General features: G+C 45.0%; 23 protein-coding genes. 4 read left to right on the top strand and 19 right to left on the bottom strand.

From position 1 onward, the window contains the following. Window positions 1-588: 588 nt before the first annotated feature. Both ppc and UQ64_RS19495 read right to left on the bottom strand, forming a co-directional pair. Window positions 589-3,381: a phosphoenolpyruvate carboxylase gene (gene ppc, locus UQ64_RS19490; RefSeq protein WP_060625174.1), complete on the bottom strand. Its 2,793-nt coding sequence runs from the start codon at window positions 3,379-3,381 to the stop codon at window positions 589-591. Between the two features lie 237 nt (window positions 3,382-3,618). Beyond that, the gene (locus UQ64_RS19495) at window positions 3,619-4,512 is read right to left on the bottom strand and encodes a LysR family transcriptional regulator (protein ID WP_060625175.1); all 894 of its coding nucleotides are present in this window, start codon (window positions 4,510-4,512) and stop codon (window positions 3,619-3,621) included. Between the two features lie 165 nt (window positions 4,513-4,677). Between UQ64_RS19495 and UQ64_RS19500 the strand changes: the two genes are divergently transcribed. From UQ64_RS19500 to UQ64_RS19515, 4 genes are all read left to right on the top strand, one after another. Next, window positions 4,678-5,646, top strand: a complete 969-nt coding sequence (locus UQ64_RS19500) for an ABC transporter ATP-binding protein (protein ID WP_042131178.1) — start codon at window positions 4,678-4,680, stop codon at window positions 5,644-5,646. Between the two features lie 86 nt (window positions 5,647-5,732). Next, window positions 5,733-6,812, top strand: a complete 1,080-nt coding sequence (locus tag UQ64_RS19505; protein ID WP_060625195.1) for an ABC transporter substrate-binding protein — start codon at window positions 5,733-5,735, stop codon at window positions 6,810-6,812. Window positions 6,813-6,817: 5 nt separating this feature from the next. Continuing rightward, complete coding sequence (locus UQ64_RS19510) at window positions 6,818-8,497, top strand: ABC transporter permease (RefSeq protein WP_060625176.1); 1,680 nt, start codon at window positions 6,818-6,820, stop codon at window positions 8,495-8,497. Then, entirely contained in the window at window positions 8,494-9,804 is a 1,311-nt protein-coding gene (locus UQ64_RS19515; RefSeq protein ID WP_060625177.1) for an MBL fold metallo-hydrolase, read from the top strand. The genes UQ64_RS19510 and UQ64_RS19515 overlap by 4 nt, the downstream gene beginning before the upstream one ends. A 102-nt stretch (window positions 9,805-9,906) precedes the next feature. Here UQ64_RS19515 and UQ64_RS19520 read toward each other — a convergent pair whose 3' ends face one another. From UQ64_RS19520 to UQ64_RS30220, 17 genes are all read right to left on the bottom strand, one after another. Next, window positions 9,907-10,188 (bottom strand): holin, encoded by a 282-nt coding sequence (locus tag UQ64_RS19520; RefSeq protein ID WP_060625178.1) that lies wholly within the window; start codon window positions 10,186-10,188, stop codon window positions 9,907-9,909. Between the two features lie 13 nt (window positions 10,189-10,201). Continuing rightward, complete coding sequence (locus UQ64_RS19525) at window positions 10,202-10,894, bottom strand: M15 family metallopeptidase (protein WP_060625179.1); 693 nt, start codon at window positions 10,892-10,894, stop codon at window positions 10,202-10,204. Further along, window positions 10,895-11,299, bottom strand: a complete 405-nt coding sequence (locus UQ64_RS19530) for a hypothetical protein (RefSeq protein ID WP_060625180.1) — start codon at window positions 11,297-11,299, stop codon at window positions 10,895-10,897. A gap of 95 nt (window positions 11,300-11,394) precedes the next feature. Continuing rightward, window positions 11,395-11,529 carry a hypothetical protein gene (locus UQ64_RS32595; protein WP_280818228.1) on the bottom strand — a complete coding sequence of 45 codons (135 nt, stop codon included), beginning with the start codon at window positions 11,527-11,529 and terminating at the stop codon, window positions 11,395-11,397. A 43-nt stretch (window positions 11,530-11,572) separates the two neighbouring features. Beyond that, a complete protein-coding gene (locus UQ64_RS19535) occupies window positions 11,573-11,905 on the bottom strand; it encodes a hypothetical protein (protein ID WP_060625181.1) in 333 nt (110 codons plus the stop codon). A 16-nt stretch (window positions 11,906-11,921) separates the two neighbouring features. After that, window positions 11,922-13,598 carry a hypothetical protein gene (locus tag UQ64_RS19540; RefSeq protein WP_060625182.1) on the bottom strand — a complete coding sequence of 559 codons (1,677 nt, stop codon included), beginning with the start codon at window positions 13,596-13,598 and terminating at the stop codon, window positions 11,922-11,924. A gap of 11 nt (window positions 13,599-13,609) precedes the next feature. Beyond that, window positions 13,610-14,221 carry a putative phage tail protein gene (locus UQ64_RS19545; protein WP_060625183.1) on the bottom strand — a complete coding sequence of 204 codons (612 nt, stop codon included), beginning with the start codon at window positions 14,219-14,221 and terminating at the stop codon, window positions 13,610-13,612. Window positions 14,222-14,224: 3 nt separating this feature from the next. Beyond that, window positions 14,225-14,560: a hyaluronate lyase N-terminal domain-containing protein gene (locus tag UQ64_RS19550; protein WP_082651214.1), complete on the bottom strand. Its 336-nt coding sequence runs from the start codon at window positions 14,558-14,560 to the stop codon at window positions 14,225-14,227. Between the two features lie 11 nt (window positions 14,561-14,571). Continuing rightward, on the bottom strand, window positions 14,572-15,594 hold the full coding sequence (locus UQ64_RS19555) for a DUF2793 domain-containing protein (protein ID WP_060625184.1): 1,023 nt from the start codon (window positions 15,592-15,594) through the stop codon (window positions 14,572-14,574). A gap of 1 nt (window position 15,595) precedes the next feature. Continuing rightward, complete coding sequence (locus tag UQ64_RS19560; protein WP_060625185.1) at window positions 15,596-16,009, bottom strand: hypothetical protein; 414 nt, start codon at window positions 16,007-16,009, stop codon at window positions 15,596-15,598. A 1-nt stretch (window position 16,010) separates the two neighbouring features. Beyond that, entirely contained in the window at window positions 16,011-17,069 is a 1,059-nt protein-coding gene (locus tag UQ64_RS19565; protein WP_060625186.1) for a baseplate J/gp47 family protein, read from the bottom strand. Beyond that, window positions 17,062-17,493, bottom strand: coding sequence for a DUF2634 domain-containing protein (locus UQ64_RS19570; RefSeq protein ID WP_060625187.1), 432 nt, complete (start codon window positions 17,491-17,493; stop codon window positions 17,062-17,064). The genes UQ64_RS19565 and UQ64_RS19570 overlap by 8 nt, the downstream gene beginning before the upstream one ends. Beyond that, entirely contained in the window at window positions 17,490-17,786 is a 297-nt protein-coding gene (locus tag UQ64_RS19575) for a DUF2577 domain-containing protein (protein WP_060625196.1), read from the bottom strand. The genes UQ64_RS19570 and UQ64_RS19575 overlap by 4 nt, the downstream gene beginning before the upstream one ends. A gap of 5 nt (window positions 17,787-17,791) precedes the next feature. Continuing rightward, the gene (locus UQ64_RS19580; protein ID WP_060625188.1) at window positions 17,792-18,754 is read right to left on the bottom strand and encodes an XkdQ/YqbQ family protein; all 963 of its coding nucleotides are present in this window, start codon (window positions 18,752-18,754) and stop codon (window positions 17,792-17,794) included. Window positions 18,755-18,763: 9 nt separating this feature from the next. Next, window positions 18,764-19,516, bottom strand: a complete 753-nt coding sequence (locus tag UQ64_RS19585) for a LysM peptidoglycan-binding domain-containing protein (RefSeq protein ID WP_060625189.1) — start codon at window positions 19,514-19,516, stop codon at window positions 18,764-18,766. Window position 19,517: 1 nt separating this feature from the next. Next, window positions 19,518-21,551, bottom strand: coding sequence for a hypothetical protein (locus UQ64_RS19590; protein ID WP_060625190.1), 2,034 nt, complete (start codon window positions 21,549-21,551; stop codon window positions 19,518-19,520). A 12-nt stretch (window positions 21,552-21,563) separates the two neighbouring features. Further along, window positions 21,564-21,716: a hypothetical protein gene (locus tag UQ64_RS30220; protein ID WP_197071250.1), complete on the bottom strand. Its 153-nt coding sequence runs from the start codon at window positions 21,714-21,716 to the stop codon at window positions 21,564-21,566. Between the last annotated feature and the right edge of the window lie 9 nt (window positions 21,717-21,725).

Below are 21,725 nucleotides of genomic sequence, written 5' to 3' on the forward strand. Positions count from 1 at the left end.
CATACCGTTGCCGCTGTTCACCCATGTGAACACCTCCTTAGATATCTTCATTATCTTAATCTCTTAACGAGGTGTCCACTTTTAATTCTAGCTTCATTCCTCCCTGTATATTGGCCAAATTCAATGAATTACACCAAGTTCAGCTGATATAAAGGGAACAATTCCCTATATTTTATCGAAATGACCTTAATATATCGAATTATAGGTAATAATTCCCTATAATTCAGCAGTTTGGCCCTGAAGCAGAGAAATAAGAAACTTAAAAATGTTTATGTGTGCGAGCAGACAGTAATTCCTATAAAAAAGCAAATAAACACGGGCTCCGGCGGCTCCTTTCGTGCGTCCTTTGCACTCATTCCTGGCAAAGTCCATAACGCGTGTGCCACAGGCGTCGTTTTATTCTAGGTCTATTAATGCTTCTATGGAGACTATTGACTATTGACTATTGACTATTGGTCAAATGATGACAGTTCATTTCCATGAATCCATGAAAGTAATCTTTTAGAATCTGCCGGATACTGCTAATTTCCTATATAAGCACAAAAAGTCCGCCCCGATAAAGGGCGGACTTTTTGTGTTAAGACTATATCAGCCGGTATTCCGAAGACCAGCGGCAATACCATTAATGGTAAGCAATACTTCGCGAAGTAATTCGCTATCGTCTCCATCGACTTCACGGAGCGCTCTAAGCTCAGATAACAATTGAACCTGCAGGTAGCTAAGTGGATCAACGTAAGGATTGCGGAGTCTGATCGACTCCTGAATCACAGGGACGTTATCCAAGATATCCTGCTGGCCAGTAATCTTCAAGATCAGCTCAGAGGTCAGTTTGAATTCATCTTCAATCTGGCCGAAGATCCGCTGACGCGCTTCCTCGTTCTTGCCCATGCTGGCGTATTCCTTAGCAATGATCAAGTCCGCTTTTGAAATAGCCATTTGCAGCGTATCTATCAGTGTAGTAAAGAATGAGAAGTTCTCATACATATGTTGCATAATCTTCAGATTCTCTTCCTTACCCTCATAGAAACTCTGCAGTCCGGTTCCAGCAGCATACCATGCAGGAAGCAAATAACGGCTTTGTGTCCATGCAAATACCCACGGAATTGCACGCAAGTCTTCAAAGCGGTCACTATTCTTCCGTTTGGAAGGGCGTGAACCAATATTAAGCTCTCCAACCTCAGGCAGAGGTGTAGATTCTTTGAAATAAGTCAGGAAGTCCGGATCACGGAATATTAAATCCTGATATTTGTGAAGCGAAACTTCAGAGATACGGGCAACAATCTCTTCCCACTTTTCTTCATATAAATCCGCTTGTGGAATTCTCGCATTGATCGCTGCTGTCACAAGCGCAGATGTCGCTTGTTCTAGACTGCGGTAAGCAATCCCTTGCATCGAATAACGGGAGGAGATCACTTCTCCCTGCTCGGTGATCTTAATGCCGCCGCCAATCGTCGAGGCTGGCTGAGCCAGAATGCTGCGGTTAAGCGGCATGCCTCCGCGGCCGAGCGCTCCACCACGGCCGTGGAAGAACTTCAGCTTGATTCCGAACTTATCGGCTGTAGCTGTAATCTCTTTCAGAGCAACACGCAGTTCATAGTTAGCAGTAACCACGCCGCCATCTTTGTTACTATCTGAATATCCAAGCATGATTTCCTGCAAATCATTCATTGCTCTTACTGCATCGCGGTAGATAGGCATGCTGAGCAATCTATTCATAATTTGCGGTGCTTCATGCAAATCATCAATTGTTTCAAAAAGTGGCACAGCTTGCAGCGTACATACGACTGTACCGTCATTATCTTTGCGGAATAGTCCTACCTCTTTGGAGAAGACCATAACCTCCAGAATATCGCTTGCCGCTTCTGCCATACTGATCAGATAACTAGTGATACACTTTTTGCCGTACTCTTCTTGCGAAGCGAAGATCGTCCGGTACACAGCAAGACATTCCTCTGTACCCTCACTATACGTCTGATAAGAAGAAGTGATTGGACGTGGATCATTCAACAGCTTCTCCAGTAGCTCAATCTTCTCATCTTCAGATAGTTTGGAGTAATCCGGCGTAATGTTCATTTTCGCCAGAATTTCAGTCATAGCATTCTCATGTTCTTGACTGTGCTGACGCACATCAAGTGTCGCCGTATGGAAACCGAACAGCTCCACTTGGCGGATCAATTTCTTAATATAAGTGTCGGCCACATAATCGGCATAGTGATGCCGTAAGCTGCGGTCAATCACGTTCAAATCATCGATAAACTCTTCAGGTGTAGAATAACGCTCAGGAGTATCTTTTTTCTCATCATCCAGAACATTTTGTGTCTTGGAGATCATATAGCTAAGCTTTATACGGTAAGGTTCATTGTCATTGCGCCATTCTTCCATCTTGCCAAGATTAATGATCTCACGATCAGCTTCAATGGATTCTGCTAGCTCAGGCGTCACTTTAACAATACTTGTGCTAAAGCTTAAATATTTCATGAGTTCGCGCATAATACGCTGATATTCCCGAATCGCCAGCTTACGCTGCATACGCAAGGTCTGTGAGGTGACTGTTGAAGTTACCGAAGGGTTACCATCACGGTCTCCGCCAATCCATGAACCAAAACGCAAGTAGGTTGGTACATGCCAGTTCTGTCCTGGGTAGTATTTACTCAGACAACGTTCAAGTTCTTGATAGACGTCCGGCAATACATGAAAAATCGTCTCATGGAAATAGTACATCCCATTGCGCACTTCATCGAGTACTGTAGGCTTGCGGTCACGCAGTTCATCCGTTTGCCATAATGTAATCACTTCATTTAATAACTTCTCACGGAGCTGTTCACGCTCCCGGAAGGTTAAGGTAGGGTTATCCAGACCCATAACATCATCAGATATCCGCTTATGAATATCGAGAATCGCACGGCGCATAGCTTCCGTTGGATGTGCCGTCATTACAAGTTCCAGAGATAATCCTGCAATAATCTCGTTAACTTCCTCATGAGAGAAATCACGTTCACGAAGCTCTTTAATCGCGCTTTCTATAGAACCGGGTTGGACTGTCTCCCCAGCTGAACGTTCATAGTCACGTTTGCGGCGAATCCGATGGTTCTGTTCGGCAATATTCACGAGCTGAAAATAAATAGCGAACGCTCTTATTACCTGATGACGGTTCTCTGGATCCAAAGAATTGATTAACTCCTTAAATTCACTGTGCAGTTCAGGTAAAAATAGTGAGCGCAGCGATTTACTGGTTTCGCGAATTTTCTCCACGATCTCTAGTAGTTCGTTACCGCCTTGGTGAACCAAGACCTCTCCTAAAATGTTCCCCAAGAACCGTACGTCCCGTCGCAGCAGATTGTTAGAGTTGCTTTTGCTGACGGTAGTCGTAAGTTCGGTCATGCTGCTCCCCCCATTCTCTTCCGGATCAATGTGTTAATTATTGTCTGTCTAAAAATCGCCTATTAAAGCTTTCCTCATATCATACAATAAAACTGCGTGAAAATCTCCAACTTTTTTGCGCTGTAAAGCGACACAGTATCTAAGATTATACACCAATTTCTCAATTTATACAGTCCATATATTTTATGTATTCTTCTCTTATATATAATGGCTCTAGCATACCTTCATTATGTGTATTTAAATACGGAGCGTTCGAATCTGATCAATGAACAGGCCAATAAGCGGAGAATAATGACGATCGCGGTTATACGAATAATAAATATGTCTTTGAAAATTATAATCTGGAATGGTGCGCATTAGCAATCTTCCTCTGGCAACCTCATCCTCCACAGCAAGACGCGATATAAACGAAACGTACTTTCCACTTATAAGCGATTGCTTTATGGCCTCCAGTGAATCCAGTAAAATATAGGTTCTCGGTTCATTCCCCTCCCGCTCAAACCATTTATCCGTTAGTTGGCGTGTACTCGATTCCTTGTCATGTAATATAAAACTCGCTGAAGCAATCATAGCCGGGTTTAGATTAGAAAATGAGGCAAATTCATGAGATGGCGCAAAAACAAGCACGAGCTCGTCCTCACACAAGGCTTGAGTATGCAGATCAGGTAGATAAAAAGATTCAGTAGACAAAATACCAAGGTCAATCTCATGGCTAGCCAGCATTTCTTTGATTACAGGGGAAGGCTTAACCGATAAAGAAATCGTAATTCCCGGGTGTTGTTCTCCAAACAGCCCCAATATTTTCGGAAGGATATAAGTAGCTGGAACGTAACTGGCACCAATCTTAAGCGTTCCTCGCCCCGCCTGACTGAACTCTTTTACAACCCGCTCCGCTTCTGCAGCTAGTGCATTGATTTTAGTCGCATAATGAAGAAACGCTTTCCCGCTCTCCGTAAGAATCATTTTATCCATTCTGGATTCAAATAACTTCTCCCCCAATTGCTGCTCTAAATTCTTCAAATGGTACGTAACGGTGGGCTGCTTCAGCCCGAGTTTATCGGCTACTGTAGTTATTTTCTTATGTTTATTTAGCAGTTCTACAATTTCCAGCTTGATTAAATTAAGGTTCATTATCATCCACTCCTCGCCTATTCACTAAACGGTAACATAGAAGAATTCTATGAATGTTAAAATAAATCGGCAAAAAAGTTAATATCACAGTTACATTCAGCAAATATAGCGGGAATTCTTTACCTTTACACTAAGAACAAGCTTAAGAACAGGCAGGTAGATAGAATGAAGGAAATTACAATCCACAGATTGGAAAAGAAATTCGGAGATGTGCATGCCTTGAAGGCTGCAGATCTGAAGATTCCCGCTGGAAGCTTTACGACATTACTCGGTCCTTCAGGTTGTGGAAAGACGACACTACTCCGTCTGATTGCTGGGCTAGAAACACCGGATGCGGGAGAAATCCTAATGGATGATGAGTTTATTTTCTCCGGCAACAAAAGAATTAGTCGCCCCATTCATAGCCGCAACTTTGGCATGGTTTTTCAAGATTTCGCACTCTGGCCGCATCTAACTGTCTTCGAGAATGTCGCCTTCGGACTTCGTGCCTCTAAGCAGAAAAAGGATTTACGGATTAGGGTTCAACAAGCCCTTCGATCTGTAAAGCTGGAAGGACTGGAGCTACGCTTTCCCCATCAGCTGTCCGGTGGACAACAGCAACGGGTTGCTTTTGCCAGAGCAGTAGTTACTAGACCCCAGCTCGTATTGTTCGATGAGCCATTAAGTGCTCTGGATGCGGTCTTGCGAGATGAAATGAGGCTGGAGTTAACCTCCTTGGTGAGGAACATGGGCATTACCGCTCTATATGTCACCCATGATCAAACCGAGGCGATGTCTATGTCAGATGAAGTGGTCGTGATGCAAGGTGGCACTATTTTACAAACAGGCTCTCCTGAGGAGATTTATCAGAAACCCAATCATCCTTTTGTAGCTCATTTTATTGGAAAATCCAACTGGATCGTTCCCGATAAGCAAATGCTTCGTCCGGAACATTTACGTTGGTCTCAGGAGGATGCTTCCTCTCTTCCTTTTACGGGGACGATTCGACATGTGAGCTATATGGGTGATCGCTATGAGGTCATTCTGGACATGGAGAACCGAACTACTTGGACCGCTTATCATGATCAACGTCTACCTGTTGGAGAAACGATCCAGGTCTACGCTTCTGAGCACCAGATCCATCATCTGAATTAAGCGTCCATTGCATGGAATAGCTCGTATGATGCTGTTCCATGCAGCAAGATGCAAAAAATATTAGGGAGGCATTCACATTGAAACCAATGAATAACACTAAAGGACTCAGCACACTTCTTCTAACAACTATAATCGGAGCAAGTTTAGCCGGCTGTAGCTCTACTAACACTCCTGCAGCTAACGCAAGCCATCCAACTTCAAACGCTAACACTACAGCTCAGACTGAAGCACCACAACCCACAGAAAAAACTCTGAGTGGTAATCTTGTCGTCTACAGCGCAGGCCCTGAAGGTCTAGCCAATAAAATTAAAGACGGCTTTGAAACCAAAACCGGTGTTAAGGTTGAAATGTTCCAAGGCACTACAGGAAAAATATTAGCCCGTATGGAAGCAGAGAAGTCCAATCCAGTAGTCGATGTTGTCGTTCTTGCCTCCCTTCCTTCCATGCAAGGAATGAAGAACGATGGATTATTGCTTCCATATAAAGAGGCGGTTAATGCAGATAAGCTCGTTAGCGATTGGTCAGACACAGCAGATGGCAATTATTTTAGCTATAGCGCATCCGCACTGGGGATTGTCTACAATACTAAAAAAGTTAGCACACCTCCGACTTCCTGGGATGATCTCACTAAAGCGGAATGGAAAGGAACCGTCAATATTCCAGATCCTTCGCTATCTGGCTCGGCTTTAGATTTCGTAACTGGATATTTAAGCGCTAAAGGGGACAGCGGTTGGGATCTTTTTAAACAATACAAAAGCAATGGTGCAGCGATGGCGGGCGCCAATCAGGAGGCACTTGATCCGGTTATTACCGGTGCTAAATCCGTCGTTGCATCAGGTGTAGATTATATGGCTTATAAGGCAAAAGCTGATGGAGAGCCTGTAGATATCGTCTACCCTGCTGAAGGAACAGTGATCAGCCCTCGCCCGGCTGCGATTATTAAGACAAGCCCGAATGTAGATAATGCCAAGGCTTTTATCGACTATCTTCTATCTGATGAAGCTCAAGCGCTAGTTGCTAAAGCCTACTTATTGCCAGGCAGAGCCGATGTGAAAGCAGAGAATCGTGCGAATCTCGATGAAATTAAGACATTTGATGTGAAATGGGAATGGATGAACGAACATAGTGATGAAGTTTCCTCGACCTTCACACAAATTTTTAAATAAGCGTAATGAATATTAACTCTTTACGCTCATTTAAATGGGTGAGCGGCGGACTTGCTTTATTTATACTGACAGTGCTCGTACTGCTGCCACTCCTGCTCATTTTTTGGACCAGTATCTATCCCAATGAGCAGCTGGATATAGCCGCGCCACTACGAACCATTATGAGTAGTCATGATCTGGTAGAGGTACTGCTGAATTCTATCGGGCTCGGGGTAAGCGTTATTCTGCTAACTACGCTATTTGCACTACCTCTGGCCTGGATTATGGCTAAAACGGACTTAGGGCATCATAATTGGCTGGATGTTGTGCTTCTAATCCCGTTTATGACTCCGCCATACATTGGTTCAATGGGTTGGATGTTGTTTATGCAGACGGGTGGGTATATGGAACAGTTTCTGCCCGCTTCCTCCGTGCTGACTCCGTATTTCTTTAGTTATGGAGGGATGGTGCTGATCATGAGCCTGCATTTATTCCCATTCCTGTATTTACTGCTGCGTAATGCGCTTTTGCAGATCGGGGGCAATCTGGAGGAAGCAGCCTCTGTTCATGGCGCTCCATTCTTTTACAGATTTAAAAGAGTAATCATTCCCTTGCTATTATCTAGCTATGGGCTTGGAGCCCTTCTCATCTTCGTCAAAACGATTGCTGAATTTGGTACCCCTGCGACCTTTGGTCGTAGGATCGGCTTTTATGTTCTGACCTCTGAGATCCATAAGTATATCTCTAGTTGGCCAATAGATTTTGGAAAGGCTACTTCACTAGCTTCCTTGCTGCTCGGAGTTTGTCTAGTCATGTGGTACATCCAGACTCTAATTAGCAGCCGCTTCTCTTATCGCCTAATAGGCGGAAAAGGGACTCGTACCAAACGTTATAAAAGTACTGGAATCGTAGGGGTTCTTAGTTGGGGATATGTCGTTCTATTACTTCTAGCATCTATCGGCATTCCTTACTTTTCAATCATAACAACCTCATTATTAAAGCTGCGAGGAGAAGGCGTATCTTGGAGCAATTTAACCTTAAAACATTATGCAGAGCTGCTATCACCGGGTTCTCAAGGTCTTGAGGCCTTAATAAATAGCTTCACATTAGCTATCGTTGCTTCTAGTATCGCGGTTATTCTTGGGACTTGGTTTGCCTTAACTGTAGGAAAAGGAGCTACATTCAAGCAGAAAATCACAGATCTATTCAGCCTACTTCCCAACACAGTTCCTGGAATTGTAATTGTAGTGGGGCTAATCCTGCTATGGAACGCTCGCTGGATGCCTATTCCGCTCTATAATACCTACTGGATGGTTGTGTTAACCTACGTTGTACTATTCATCCCCTATACTGTTCAGTATGTAAAAGCGAGCTATGGGCAGATCGATTCTTCCCTTATGCAAGCGGGACAAGTATTCGGAGGAAGTAAGCTGTATGTGTTCCGCCGTATTCTGCTTCCCCTCATCCTACCGGGGATGGTGGCTGGATGGATGATGACCTTCACCATTTCCAATCGGGAACTGGTGGCCTCCTTACTCATTCTTCCACCTTCAATGCAGACATCGGCGACCTATATTTTTGCCCAGTTTGAACAAGGTGCAGTAGCGATGGGGATGGCCATGGCAGTAATCTCTGTCGGCGTTACTACTATATTACTACTAGTATTAGAATATTTAAGCCCAGATAGAAAGCGGAGACAACGATGAGCACACTAACGATTTGGGGAGGGGCCGGAGAGCATGGCCGTTCCTCCTATCTTTTGCAGGACAAAGATGGGCAATCTGGTATTCTACTCGATTGTGGTGTCAAAAAAGAAGGCCCAGGTGAATACCCCCTGCTAGATACAGACATCATCCCACATTTGCAGGCAGTGTTTCTGTCCCATGCGCATGAGGATCATTCCATAGCACTTCCCCTACTATATAAGTATGGATATCCAGGTAAGGTATGGACAACGAAAGCTACCGTTAAACAGCTTCCCGATTATTTCGAAGCATGGGATAAATACGTGGCCGCACAGTCCGCATCACTACCTTATGGAGAAATAGATAAGCAATCTATTCAGTTCATGTATTTGGAGGAGCATATCCCCCCTCAGACTTGGCTGAGGATTGCACCTAATCTTCGAGTACAATGGGGGCGAAGCGGACATTTAGCAGGTTCGGTTTGGCTGATCCTCGAATGGGACGGAACAGTCGTATTTTTCTCAGGGGATTATACGAAGGAGTCGCTGCTGCTCATGGCAGATTCACCAACGATTATGGAAGCCGGAGCTAAAGATATCGTCGATTTATCCATTATAGATGCCGCCTACGGCGCGGATCCTGATGAGCAGCTTGTAAAGTTACAGCAATTAGAGTCAGCGATCTGTAACACTCTGCAAAAAGGGGGTTCAATCCTCCTTCCGGTACCTATCCATGGCAGAAGCCAGGAATTAATCGTATGGGCAAGCGAGTGTTTCCCGGATGATCAGCTGATCATCGAAGAAGAGCTCATAGCACCTTTAAGAGGTTTGAGTGATAAGACCGAATGGCTGAAAGAGGGCGCTATTCAGCGCGTTAATACGCTTTTTAATAGAAAGAACTTGTGTATTATATCTAATTCAGAGGAACGAGCAAAGGCATTGTTGAATCTCAAGAGCTCAATCGTGTTTACCAATGACGGAATGATGCAGTCGGCAAAAGCACAAGAGTATTTTCATCAGCTCTCTGCTTCTCCTGACAACCATGTGATTTTTACGGGACATTTGGCGGCAGGTAGTTTCGGGCACCGTCTCGTCAAACGGTCTATGGTAGAAGAATCTAGCGATACGAGATGTACAATCTCTCTCATACGCTATAAAGTCCACCAAGGCTTACCGGATATTCGAGAAATGCTCCAAACGATTCCTAGCCGCCGGTCGGTGCTCGTTCATGCTCCCAAATCGCATATTGATCATGTCACTTCTATATTAGAAGAAGAAGGTTTTGCAGGGCTGTACTCTTTGCTGCCTGGAAGTACGCTTTCGTTCTGAAACTTAACTATGTAATATCAAGAGAAACAATGGGGCTCTTCCTTAGGTCTATTCAGACTTTTTGGAACAGCCCTTTTATTATGATTTGAACCTATTATCCATTTACTCTTTCGTCGTCCCCGGGCGATCCTTAAAAGCTAGCTCAAACAACCCCGTCGCAGATAAACCAGCCAGCCCCCCAGCCCAAAGGCGAAGAACGATATCCAGATCGGTAAAAGGATACGCTGCTGCACCGATGAACAAACCTATCAATAGTCCGATTATCGGGACTGCATTCCGCGATATGTTGATACTATTTTTAAACAATTGAACCAGAGCCAGTACGAATACAGCTAATATTGAGGCAAACGCCATAACATCATCTAAAATCTCTCTAGTTTCCATTAACCATTCCTCCTTAGTGGGTATTTGTAATCTCAACCGTCCTAGTGGCGGAATCATAACCCACCTGTGCACCTAGCGCTTCTGCAATAATACGAACGGGAACGTAGGTGATGCCTTTTTCAAGAACTCCATCTGCAACCTTAACCCCGTTAACCTTTACGACGGCAATTGCTTCACCCTTCAAGTTTTCTTCCTCCTTCCGATTGATGACCTTATACGCTGACTCCACTGCGGATATTGAGGGCTTTGCCCCTGCTCGTAACTGTGTGAGTGTTAACCCAAACACCATCTGAAAATGTGGATAGTCCTTAAAGCTCGTCCAATCGCCTCCCCATTCGAATCCAAGTGCCTTGGCCTCACGTACAACCTCCTGCCAATCTGCGATCTGATTGTTATTGTCGTCCAGACGCATATCCCAAGACACACTAGATCCATTAGGCAACAAAAGAGCAAAATCTACAGCTAGTCCATAATTGTGGTAGCTATACCCGCCACGCGCATTGGTGACAATCACTCCAGGCTTAATTCGTCCTTGTGCGTAAAGAGCATCTTGCTCGGCAATTGTGCGAAGTCCCTGCGTAATGAGAATGGGGATGTTGAGTTTGTAACAGCGTTCGATTAGAGCAGTAGCAGCGGAACGGACTACGGGATGTAGGTTGGTTAGACGTTTACTTGATTTTTCTTTGATTTGGGACAAAGTGAGCATCTAGACCCCTCCTTTAAATAAAAAGGCAATAATAGCAAAGATAGTTCCCGCCAGAACGTATTTAAGTAAATCAATAAACACTTTTCGTTCGCTCTTGCTGTCCGTCTGAGATTGTTGCAATAGCTGGAACACACGTGAGTCCAAAGTATCCCAACGCCTCATAATCTCGTTAAATTGAATTTTCATTTCTATCGTTGATTGTTTAATTTGCTTCACATCTTCCTCATGGCGTGATTGTTTTTCTTTTAATAATAGAAGCTCATTACTAAAACTTAGATGTTCCGTTCCAAATCTAAAGATCTCGTCTTGGATGACTACCAGTCTATTTTCAACATCTTCTAAACGGTGCTCAATGGGCGCTGCTTCAGCATCGCCTCCTCCTGAATTTACTCCCACAATGGTCATATAACAGCCCCCTTCTAAGTGATAAATAAAACAGCCCCCGTAGCAGCTACGAGGGCAAAATAAAAACGCCTACTATATGGCGCTATCTGTAATCTCTATTTATCTTCAGCCAGAAACTCCAGACCACGGTCCGTCAGAACCTCCAGCACTCCAGCTTTGAGTGTAGACGGTACCTCTGCATACTTGGTCTTACCCAAGATTACACGCTGTGCAAAAAACATAACTACCATGATATCACCTCCCTCACAAGCGAGCAGCCGAGCAACCGCAGGATCATTTATACAACTGAGTAGCCAGTTCGGATATAACATCCTCAATAAAGTCAGAGCGCTCAGAATGAGCCTTAACTTGTGACTTAAGCAGCGTGTTTTCGTTAATCAGCTGCTCCAGGCTATTCGAAGTTTGAATTGCGATATAGTCATAGTACAATTCATTTGATGGCAGCTTTACCATAAGTACCGAATATGTTCCAGGTACCGTATTGGCTTCAGGTATTTCGTCAACATCGAATCCGTCCGTACCGGAAAGATCAAAGTCGTCTGGATTTGAATATATCATGTCCACTCGACCAATTTTGTCATTTTGCTTGCAATACGTAACAAACATTCATATCACCCCTTTACTAATAATAAATCATATAGCCGTTTGCATAGGCGCTAGCATAACCCCCACCATACGCGCCCGAGATTATAGCGTACATAGTAAGCACTCCATTTGCGTCGAATCCAGCCGGAAGTACTCCACCATCTGGCATTTCAAGTTGCCCGTCCATTGCGTATGAGTTCCTCCAGCCACCGTGTGAACCAGTACCATATGGATTTCCTGTGCCTCCGTTGCTGACTCTCGTCACAATCTTTCTTTGAATTCTATCAAAGTAAAAACCTTGATGCTCAGTCAAATTGCTTCCCCCTTGGGCTGAGTACAAGCTTACCCTTACACCCGCCGCGTTTTGAAGGAAAACTGAAACTTTATTAGCGTTATTTGATTGTGACCCCGTGTAAAATTGTAGGCTGCCGCACATAGAGGCGTAGGTTGCTCCGGCTGGGATCGTTAGAATCGGAAAAGTACCATCGCCTTCCCCACCCTTCATGATTAGATTTACAGCGGAAGTTGTGCTAGGCTGCAACGTCCCTAATACTCCATAGATCCAAACACCACTTCGAATATTACCTGGTTGGATGTTAGAATCTGCTCGTGCCAATGCTGGTGATACTGTAATCTCAGGTGACCCGATAACCGTATTCTGTAGGTATGCCCCTTGTGGAATACGTATATAAAGTTGGTTACCGTCCCATCCTGAGGATAAAGCAGCCACCGCTGAAGGTTGTTGTACAATCGCGCCATCTACGCCAAACATCGGCTTTCCTTTTAGGTAGTTTGCAGGAACTAAATTAGACTCTTTTACTCTAAAAAAGACACCCCGATCAACTGCAAGACGATTTACTCCTGTTGGTAAAATCTGCATAAATAACGCTGATGTTGAGTCGTTATGAGCTGCGGGGCCGATCGAAGCCGATGCTGCATCATGATAATCAAGAATTCCTGCAGATCCACCAGTTACGCCATTCGCGGTATTCTTTAAAGGTATCGTCCCTGTTGCCAGCCCGCCCTCTGTCCCTATCGTCTTACCCGCTAGCACGTCCGCTGCTGTCGCTGTTCCATAATCACCTCCTTCACCCTGTAAGATAAAAGCCGTGCCATCATATACAACCGTGTAAACTCCGTTCAGGGCAAGTGTTGCCGCATTTCCATTGGGTTTCTTGATTGCTTTGGCCCCTAAAGTATTAGGATTGAGTGTAGGATTAGCTCCGCTAGCAATATGTGTTTTGAAACTAAATTTCAGTCCTGCTATCAGCGCCGTAGGTGCTGGGCTAAGTGTAAGAGTATATGCGGTGGCTGTACCAGCCGTAGTACCAAATCCAGTGTTGTTATTCAGTAGTGTCTTGTCCACAGCAGACATCAAGCCATTCGTAGAAGTTGTAGCTACCGCTGTACCAGCTTTCGCATTCCACGCCGTCTTTTCAGCATCCGTAACAAACCGATTACTCGCGTCTTGAGCAATAATAGCCGGTGGGTGGGTAGCCGGGTGTGTATAGTTAGTTGCTCCCGTAGCAACACCCGCCAACTTTGTTTTCTCAGCTGCGGTGTAGTCGTTCGTAGACAACTGTTTCCCAGTAACTTTATCAACCTTGCCAGTTACGGCATTATCCAAGATATCCATATTCCTATTCAGATCAGCAATATCAACGATATCTGTTCCCTCGGGCTTCTTTAATCCCAAATTTCCTGTGGTTTGCATGTGTCACTCTCCTATCTATAAGTTCTTAATTCGTTCCATGTTTTATTGTGAGCACTCTCCCAAGTCAAAACCTTAACGGAGTCCCACCAGGTATAGCTGAACACAAATTCATAAGCCAAATGCGCAGGTTTAATCTCTTCGATGATTTGAATCAACCCTGCCATATTGGGAGGAATGCCCAGCGTACTTACAAAATGAATCTCAAAACGATACTCATTGGGCACGTCCTTAACTTCAACCACTCCACCTGAAAAAGCGGACGCCGTCCGCTGGATCATCTCCGGCGTTGTCGTCCCGTTTCCACGCAGCTTCGCCTTAATCATCTCTCGGCGTGTAGCATATGACTTAGATGAATCAATATTTAGTCCAAGCTCAGCCTCCCAACGTCCAAGACTTACCGTTGCCGTTTCAACAAATGCCTGATCCAGTACATCTATAGTGCCTACCTTCAGTCCACCAATTTCTAGCCCGATGGTCTCCTGAAGCTTCTCCATTTCGCGGACATCCGTATAATAATCCGGCAAATACTGCATTAGATCAGGCGCCTCGACTTCACCCGGATGGCTCGAATCTTTATCTGCGGAATATTGCAATTCGCTGTATAAAGAGCTGCCGTAACTCATCCTCTACACCCCCTTCAGTTGATTCCAGGTTAGGGGCCCTTTGGGCAAATAATCATGTGTATGCGCCGCCGGAGGAAACACTGCTGGTTTACCCGCTACCCCCGCCCAAGCTACACTATCCGCTTGTTGCGCAAAATCCACCTTGCCATTGTTATTCGTATCGTAAATGCTTTTCAGCATATCGCCGGTACTTTGCGCGGCAACCAGGAGGACATTCCCAGCAGCAGAACCGATATATAGCTTGCCAGTGTCAGTACAATACCCAAGCTCACCAATAGCCAGTGCTCCAATCGCACTTTCCAATCCGCGGCGTATTTGAATCAATGTCTTTAAAGCCATTGTCCCGCCTCCTAGAAAGTTCCGCCATCAATACTGGCTACGGTAAGTTTATTGCCATTCGCCGCATCATAAATGATGCTACTTCCATCCACACTTACAGCTACACCGGCTCCATCTAAAGTGATCCCTTTTCCAGCTGTAACCGCAATCGCGTCTGCAGTAACCGTGATCCCATTGCCTGCACCAATATTCAGCGTCACAGCATCGGCCTGACCACCACCAATCAGCCCGTTCCCGGCTGTAATGGTCTGTAGTGCACCACCGGTACGTACCCATGCGCTGCCGTTCCAGCTATAAATCTTCTGCTCATCATCGACGTAAGCGGTCCAACCGACGGCAGGAACATAAAATACCCAAGCAGCAGATTGGTACTCCACGATTTGATTCGTTTTCCCCGCCCATGCCCCGGTTGCTCCAGCTGGAATAATGTATCGATCCCCCTCAACCGGACTGGCTGGTGGAGCCAGCAGGTTCTGATCTTTTACCGACGCTTGCGGTTCGATGTTATGCTTGGCCAGCTCAATTTCATTTTTAATCTTCTGTGCGGACCACAAGTCTGTAATCGTAGCCCCGGCATCATTGATCACCTGGTGCTTAGTCGCATCGTCAATGTGAGTCTTAATCTCAGCCGCAGTCTTTACGTTCGTACCATCTGATACTTTGTTGATATGTCCCGCACTAATATCCGCTTTAAGCACCTTCGCATAGGTTGCTCCATCAGCGATATCGTCGAGGGTACCTGTCAGGTCGCTAAGCTTCTGTGCATTCACCCGCCGCCAAGCTGCGCCATCATCAAAATATAAATATCCGCTATTCGTACCCGTAGTCACGTAATACAAACGGCCAACGGCTCCTGCAACCGGACGCGAAGCTTCTGGACCCGATAGCGCCCTTCCGACCATGGAATTAGAAGTGCCGTCACCAATATAAACTTCCTTAGTATCATTGCAAAAACCAAGCTCACCCGCCTTCAACACGCCATAACTCGTTAGCTCAGCCTTTGTTCCCCGCTTTATTTGTATGGTCTGTGCCATTTTACACCTCTCTTCTGAATGATCCTCCGTCAATCTGACCCTTGTTCTTATACCGTTCTATTTCAGTTTGAACAGCGGTAAGACTTACCTGCAAACCATTAATATCATCCGCTTCAACGGTATCGCCGGGGGTTTCGTAAGTCACATAAACCTCGGGCACATCGGCAAAAATCTTAATCAACCGTCGCCATGGCGTCTCGTCCGGAAAAGACACCGTAAAATTACGTAGCTCGATCCCGGAATACTGCGACCCTGTGTACACTGCGATGCTCTGATTATTGATGTTGTCATGCGCAAGCGCACCACTATACATGCCATTTACAAGCGGTAATCTCTCTTCAATAACATAGCTGCCACCGTTTGCTTTTTTATTAAGCTTTTCTTGGAAAATATCAACTTTCTCCGGGTAACCCATGCTACACCTCCAGTAAAACATTGCCGAACAACGGTATTTCTTCTTCGTTCAACATTACGTTGCCCGCTCCACTGTTCAGCTTCAGCTCACTGTAATCTGCGACTCCTTCAGTAGCTAGCAATAGTGCACCGATTACAGACTGGCTAATATAGGTTGCTGAAAAAGCCTTCTCCTTGCGATAACTCTCAAGAATCGCCTTGAATTCTTCATTTACAGCTTGCAGTGCATAGCCTGAGGCAAGGGTTACTTTTGCGCTTATACTAATGCTTTTGCCCGTTGCCGACGCCACAGTTACAACTGCACCTACAGGGGCTTGCCCTTCACCCGCTCCAGAGACCGGATCAATGTAATGCTGAACCTTAGTTACCAGCAGCTCAGAAGCAGGAAGCTTCTCGGCATCTACGATAATCACCTTCACCGTCTTAGGACCATTCCATAATGGAAAAATACGCGCACCACCCACCCCTGTAACCTGCATCGCCCACTCCATGTAGTGATATTTATTGCCGCTAGTAGCTGGGCGTCTGGCTGAATCCAAATAACGCTGGCGTAGCGATTCATCACTTTCGGCGTTCTCTCCAGGAATCAGAAGGGCAGCTATTTCTCCGCGCGCGAGCTCTGAAATATAATCTACTGGAAGCAAAGAGCCAAAATATCGATTCCCTTCTTCTCCAGCGGTTTCACTCTCCAGCCGATACACTCCAGGAGATAACTTTTCCATAGCCGTATAATTCAGCATATCGAGAGAGAAGCGGCTGCCGAGTGGAACATCCATAAATCCCCCATCCGCTTTATAGAAAATTCCTTTCAGCTGCGCCTTACTCGCTTCACGTCTTACAATTCCTGACCAGGAGATACTTCGCTCCAAGTACTCACCGGTAGCCGTATCTGCAAAATACAGATTATTATTCACATCCAGCTCAATGTACATCTGCGCGAGCTCTGCTGCTGCTGGAGCGAGCGCGTCATATATGATACTGCCCTCGCGTTTATCCAGACCTGACGGAACCCGGTCCAGCATCCGTTCCAAAAGAGCCTCATACGTCTGATCCTCATACATCCTCATTCCACTCCTTTCTCAGCTGAAAATTCCCATAACGTGTGACCACCTTACAATCAAAAGTTAGATGATCCCCGTTAAAAGAAACCTCTATATTTTCTAAGCTAAGGATTCGTTCATCCTGAAGTAAGGCCTCACTAATGACACGTCTGATTTCAGCTCTGACTAACAGCCGATCCTTACCTAGAACCAGCTGCCACTCTGTTCCGTAATCCGAACTGTAAATCAGATGTTCAAATCTATCGGTTCGCAGAATTTTGGCCGCTGCCTGCTGCACTGCCTCAAGTCCATCCGCTTGGCCAGTGATTCTTTTTCTATCCCAATCCATTCGGTAGGTTAGACTGGGACTTTCACCACGCTCAAGGTTGACCTCACCTTCAAGAAGGGCAGTTATCGGTCCAGCTTTTCCAATCGCAGGAATCATATCGGACTCACCAGCCGATCCAGAACAATATAGCTTTGTCCACCCTGCATCCGAACCATCAGAACCCGATCACCAGAGGCAAGTCCTCGACGCACTACTACTTCTCTACCCTCTAGCTCAATTTTGCTTTCCATTACCGATTCAGGCAGCACTAGCGCATTCCCCGATAAAATAAACCGCTGATCCACCTGGATCTGCAAAGGAGCTGCCTCCGTTACCGTCCCATAAGAAAAAGCCACGGGATTTGTATTTCCCACGGCTCCTAGGCTTGCTTTTTTAATAATATCCAACATCATTTCTACACCACCTTTATATCGAGGGACATCGTATGCTCCCCACCAGAAATCTTATGACTGCATTGATCCACCAGAAACACCTGAGTCTTAAATTCATCAAGCAGGACATAAATGAAATTACCAGCCCTTACGCGCATATCACCAATCGCCTGTACGGAAAGACTAAGCTTTTCACGGTTGTGCATTTTTAGCAGATTATTTGCCTTCTCCTGAATTTGTGCCACATTCGCTTTGTCATCGGCTTTCTGATACAAGTGCAGGATACCCCAGCGTTTCACATTATCCTTATCGCTAACCGGAAAGAAATCACGTTTACCAGACTTCTCATTATCCTTGTATAGAAAAATCGTGTTGTACGTATCTTCATCAATACTTTTTTTGAGCGAATAATCGTATAGATAATGCCCCGCTCCCAGCACCAGATTAAGCAGCATAGAATCCGGTTTACGCAGTGTAAGCTTGCCAAAATCATCGTAAAAAGCCACCAACTGCCCCTTATACTGAAGTTCACTGCCGATCGCTCCCATAATGATGTCCATCAGCTTTTTGTCATCCTCGATTAAAGAGGGACTCCGGTACTCTGTATCCTCCAGCACACCTGTCTGCAGTCCGTAGTCTTGCGCTATTTTTTTGATAACATCACTAGCCGTAACATCCTGCAAAACATAACTACCATTGCCCAGCAAATAACGCATCTGATCATAGGCAGTCAGCTTAATCTCCTGATCCGAGCCTGTATCAATGCTGAACACAAACCCGTAGAATACATCCACATTATCTTTGCTGAACTGAATAATATCACCGTTGCTGATGCCGAACTTGGGATGCTGATAGATTCCACTGTCCACAAGTGTTAACTCTAGCGTTGCCGGTTTTCCTGAGCGGGCCGTTTTCCAAGAAATATCGGAGACGATGCCAGAAATATCCCATAGATTACCTTCCTTATTCTTCACAAGCAGTTCCATAACATCCTCCTACGGCAGCTTAATGACCTTACCGATTGGAAGCTTCCTCAGCTCACTATCTTTAATGCCATTAAGTTTCTGGATTTCTCCACACCTTTTGCCATCCCCAAGCTTTTCTTTAGCAACTTTCCATAGGCTGTCTCCAGATTTCAGGGTATACGTAGTAGGTTTGGGAGTTTCATTCGCCCGCTTCTTCTCTACTTTCACTTCATCGTTGACAACCTTTACAGCTACAGCCTGATAGAATACGTACTTTTTGAGAGACAACGAATATTCAATATCACCTGAAGTACCCGCACTGAGCTTCCAAGTGAAGCCTTCGATACTCATAGCCATATTCACACCAAAATCAATCTCTATGGATTTATCCTCACTAGTCGATGATTGCTTTAACCATTTCTTCGCGTCGTTTAGCTTCCCCTCAGCTTTTTTCGTGTCATCCGCATAGCTCACCCCTGAGAATACAAAACGAATAGGTCTGCGAGTCGTCATCCACTTCTTAATAAGCTCCACATATTCAAAAGGCCTCTTCAGTCCACCCTCTTGTACCAATACGAAAGGGTACCTTTGTGCAGGGAAAATACTTTCAATCGTAATCTCCGTAAGCTTAGGATAAGAAATCGTATTAATCTCACCCAGATCGATAATGGTATAGCTTTTTCCATCCCCGCTCTCCTTGATCTCCAAGGTCTCCGGGTTGACTGGCAGCCGGAATGCTTCTGCCTGATTATTAAAACCAAGAAAAATCCCGTACTCTTCCACGTTACGTATACACCCCCTGCGCTGTAGAGACAAACTCCTCGTTCAGCTTTTGCCCGATCTTGTTGATAATCGTATCAATGTCTCCGGCATTATTAATATTCCCGGTCGTCACCTGCACCGTCGGCGTAAGCTCCACAAAATTTTGGATCGCCTGAATCTCCGCCAGCTCACGCAGCATTTTCAGATCATCACTGGAGATATCTACAGTGCCGTTGATGGAGTCGAGTTCTTTCACGCGGTTAACGGTGTTTAGATTACCCGGAACCCCTGCATTTTGAAAAGAACCAGCAGCTGAAGGTGATTTTAACGCAGGCGTCGTAGGAACTACTGGAATATCAGGTACGGTTGGCGTTTTCGGAGGCTTTGACAAATCTCCTGGGTGAGTAGTATTCCACTGATTTAATGTGGTGTTATTACTCTTATTTCCACCTACATTCAGTTTTTCTTTAAACTTATTGATATCAAAATTTTGGATGTTTTCTGCCCCTGAATTAAAAGAAGCTCCAATGTCCATTTGCAAATCCTTTTTGAACTGACTGCTATCAACCTCTTCAATATGAAGATTGATCTCCGACTCTATACCTATAAATTTGCCAATAGCTCCAACCACTTTGTTTATACTACCCAGCAAAAAGTTGGCAGCACCAATAACCCCATTAATAAATCCGGTCCAAAGATCGATAACAAAGCCCACGAATTCTGCAACGATTTGCCCCAGTGCTCTGAACATATTGGCCAGAAAGTCTCTAACCGGTTGAAGTGCTGCTACTATCCCTAAAAAAGCCACGATCAGAGCAACTATAAGACCAATTACTAGTGCGATTGGGTTAGCACTCATCACAGCGTTGAAAATGCCTTGGGCTGCGGTAGCAATTCCGGTAGCAATTGCTGTAATTCTAGTAGCAATTGCTGATGCATTCATCGCGATTACTAAGGCAATAACTCCAGCAACAACTCCCAAAATAATTGGCAAAACAACAGGGTTACTAAGCACACTCCAAAGATATAAGGCTCCCTGAACGACTTGTGAGAATCCTTGTGCTATCAAAGCAAGTCCAATTGCTATCCCATCGATAATTGGCTGAAAGGTTCCATCTGAGAATGCCTCGTTAAGAATGCCTAATAGCGGTGAAAATGCTGCAAGAGCTCCTTCTCCCATACCAGCCAGGGAATTGTTATAGTTTCCAAGAAGAGCTTGCCATTGATTAACGGGCGAATCCATCATGGTTTGCAGCGAAGCACTCGTCATACCTGACGTTGTCATAATATCTCCTAAAGTACTCAAAAAGGCTTCCATATTGCCCGTTCCAGCTACCAGATCAAGTCCGCCCAAGTCCTCTTTATCCACCTGAAGCATAGATGCTAAATCACTAGAGTCCCCCTCAAAAGCAGAAGTAATCGCTGATGAAGTATCACCTATATCTTTCCCCTCCGGAGACATCATACTGAGCCTTGTGGAATAATCCATAAGCTTATCTAACTGTTCCGTATTTTGAGTTTTAGGATAAAACGACAACACACTTTCCATGGACTTGTTTACATCCTGTCCTGTTTCTAGTGCTCTCTTCTTGAATTTATCAAACATAGCCACACCAACATCAGCATTTCCGGTTTTGACTTTAAAAAGATCTTCCCACTTTTGCTGTTCGGCCGCAGGCGCAAGCACCTTTTCCATAACTCCTTTAACTTTATCCAGCACACCCTTAGCTTTCCCAAAAGCACCAGTAATCTTTTCCCATGTACCCGCCTGCTGCTCAGCCCCTGCTGCTCCTTGTTCTGCCGCATCGTTCAGTCTCTCCTGAGCCTGTACTGCACCTCCAATAGAAGCTTGAATTCTGGTATAAGCTGCACTGTAATTGTTAGTAATGTTGTACACGGGTTTATTGACTATTTTCATACTTATTCGATTTAAGGTTGCGGAAAAGGAATTTGAAATATTTGCAGAAACCTGAGTTGTAATTTGATTGGTTATATCATTAATCCATTGGTTGGAGACTTGCTGGATTCCAGCTATATTGTTTTGCATACCTGCCATTCATTCACCCCCTCATCTCTTCCTCGCCTTACTCCGCGCTTGATCCCGCTTCTCCTTCTCCACCCGAACAGCGATCATCGCATAAATTGCGGCACGTTCACGTGAAGACAGCTTCATTAGCTCATGCGGTAAAATATGAAGCTCGTGGAGGGCGTAGTAAGCCAAGTTGGCTTC

Source organism: Paenibacillus etheri (assembly GCF_001012825.1).
Taxonomy (GTDB): Bacteria; Bacillota; Bacilli; order Paenibacillales; family Paenibacillaceae; genus Paenibacillus_AQ; species Paenibacillus_AQ etheri.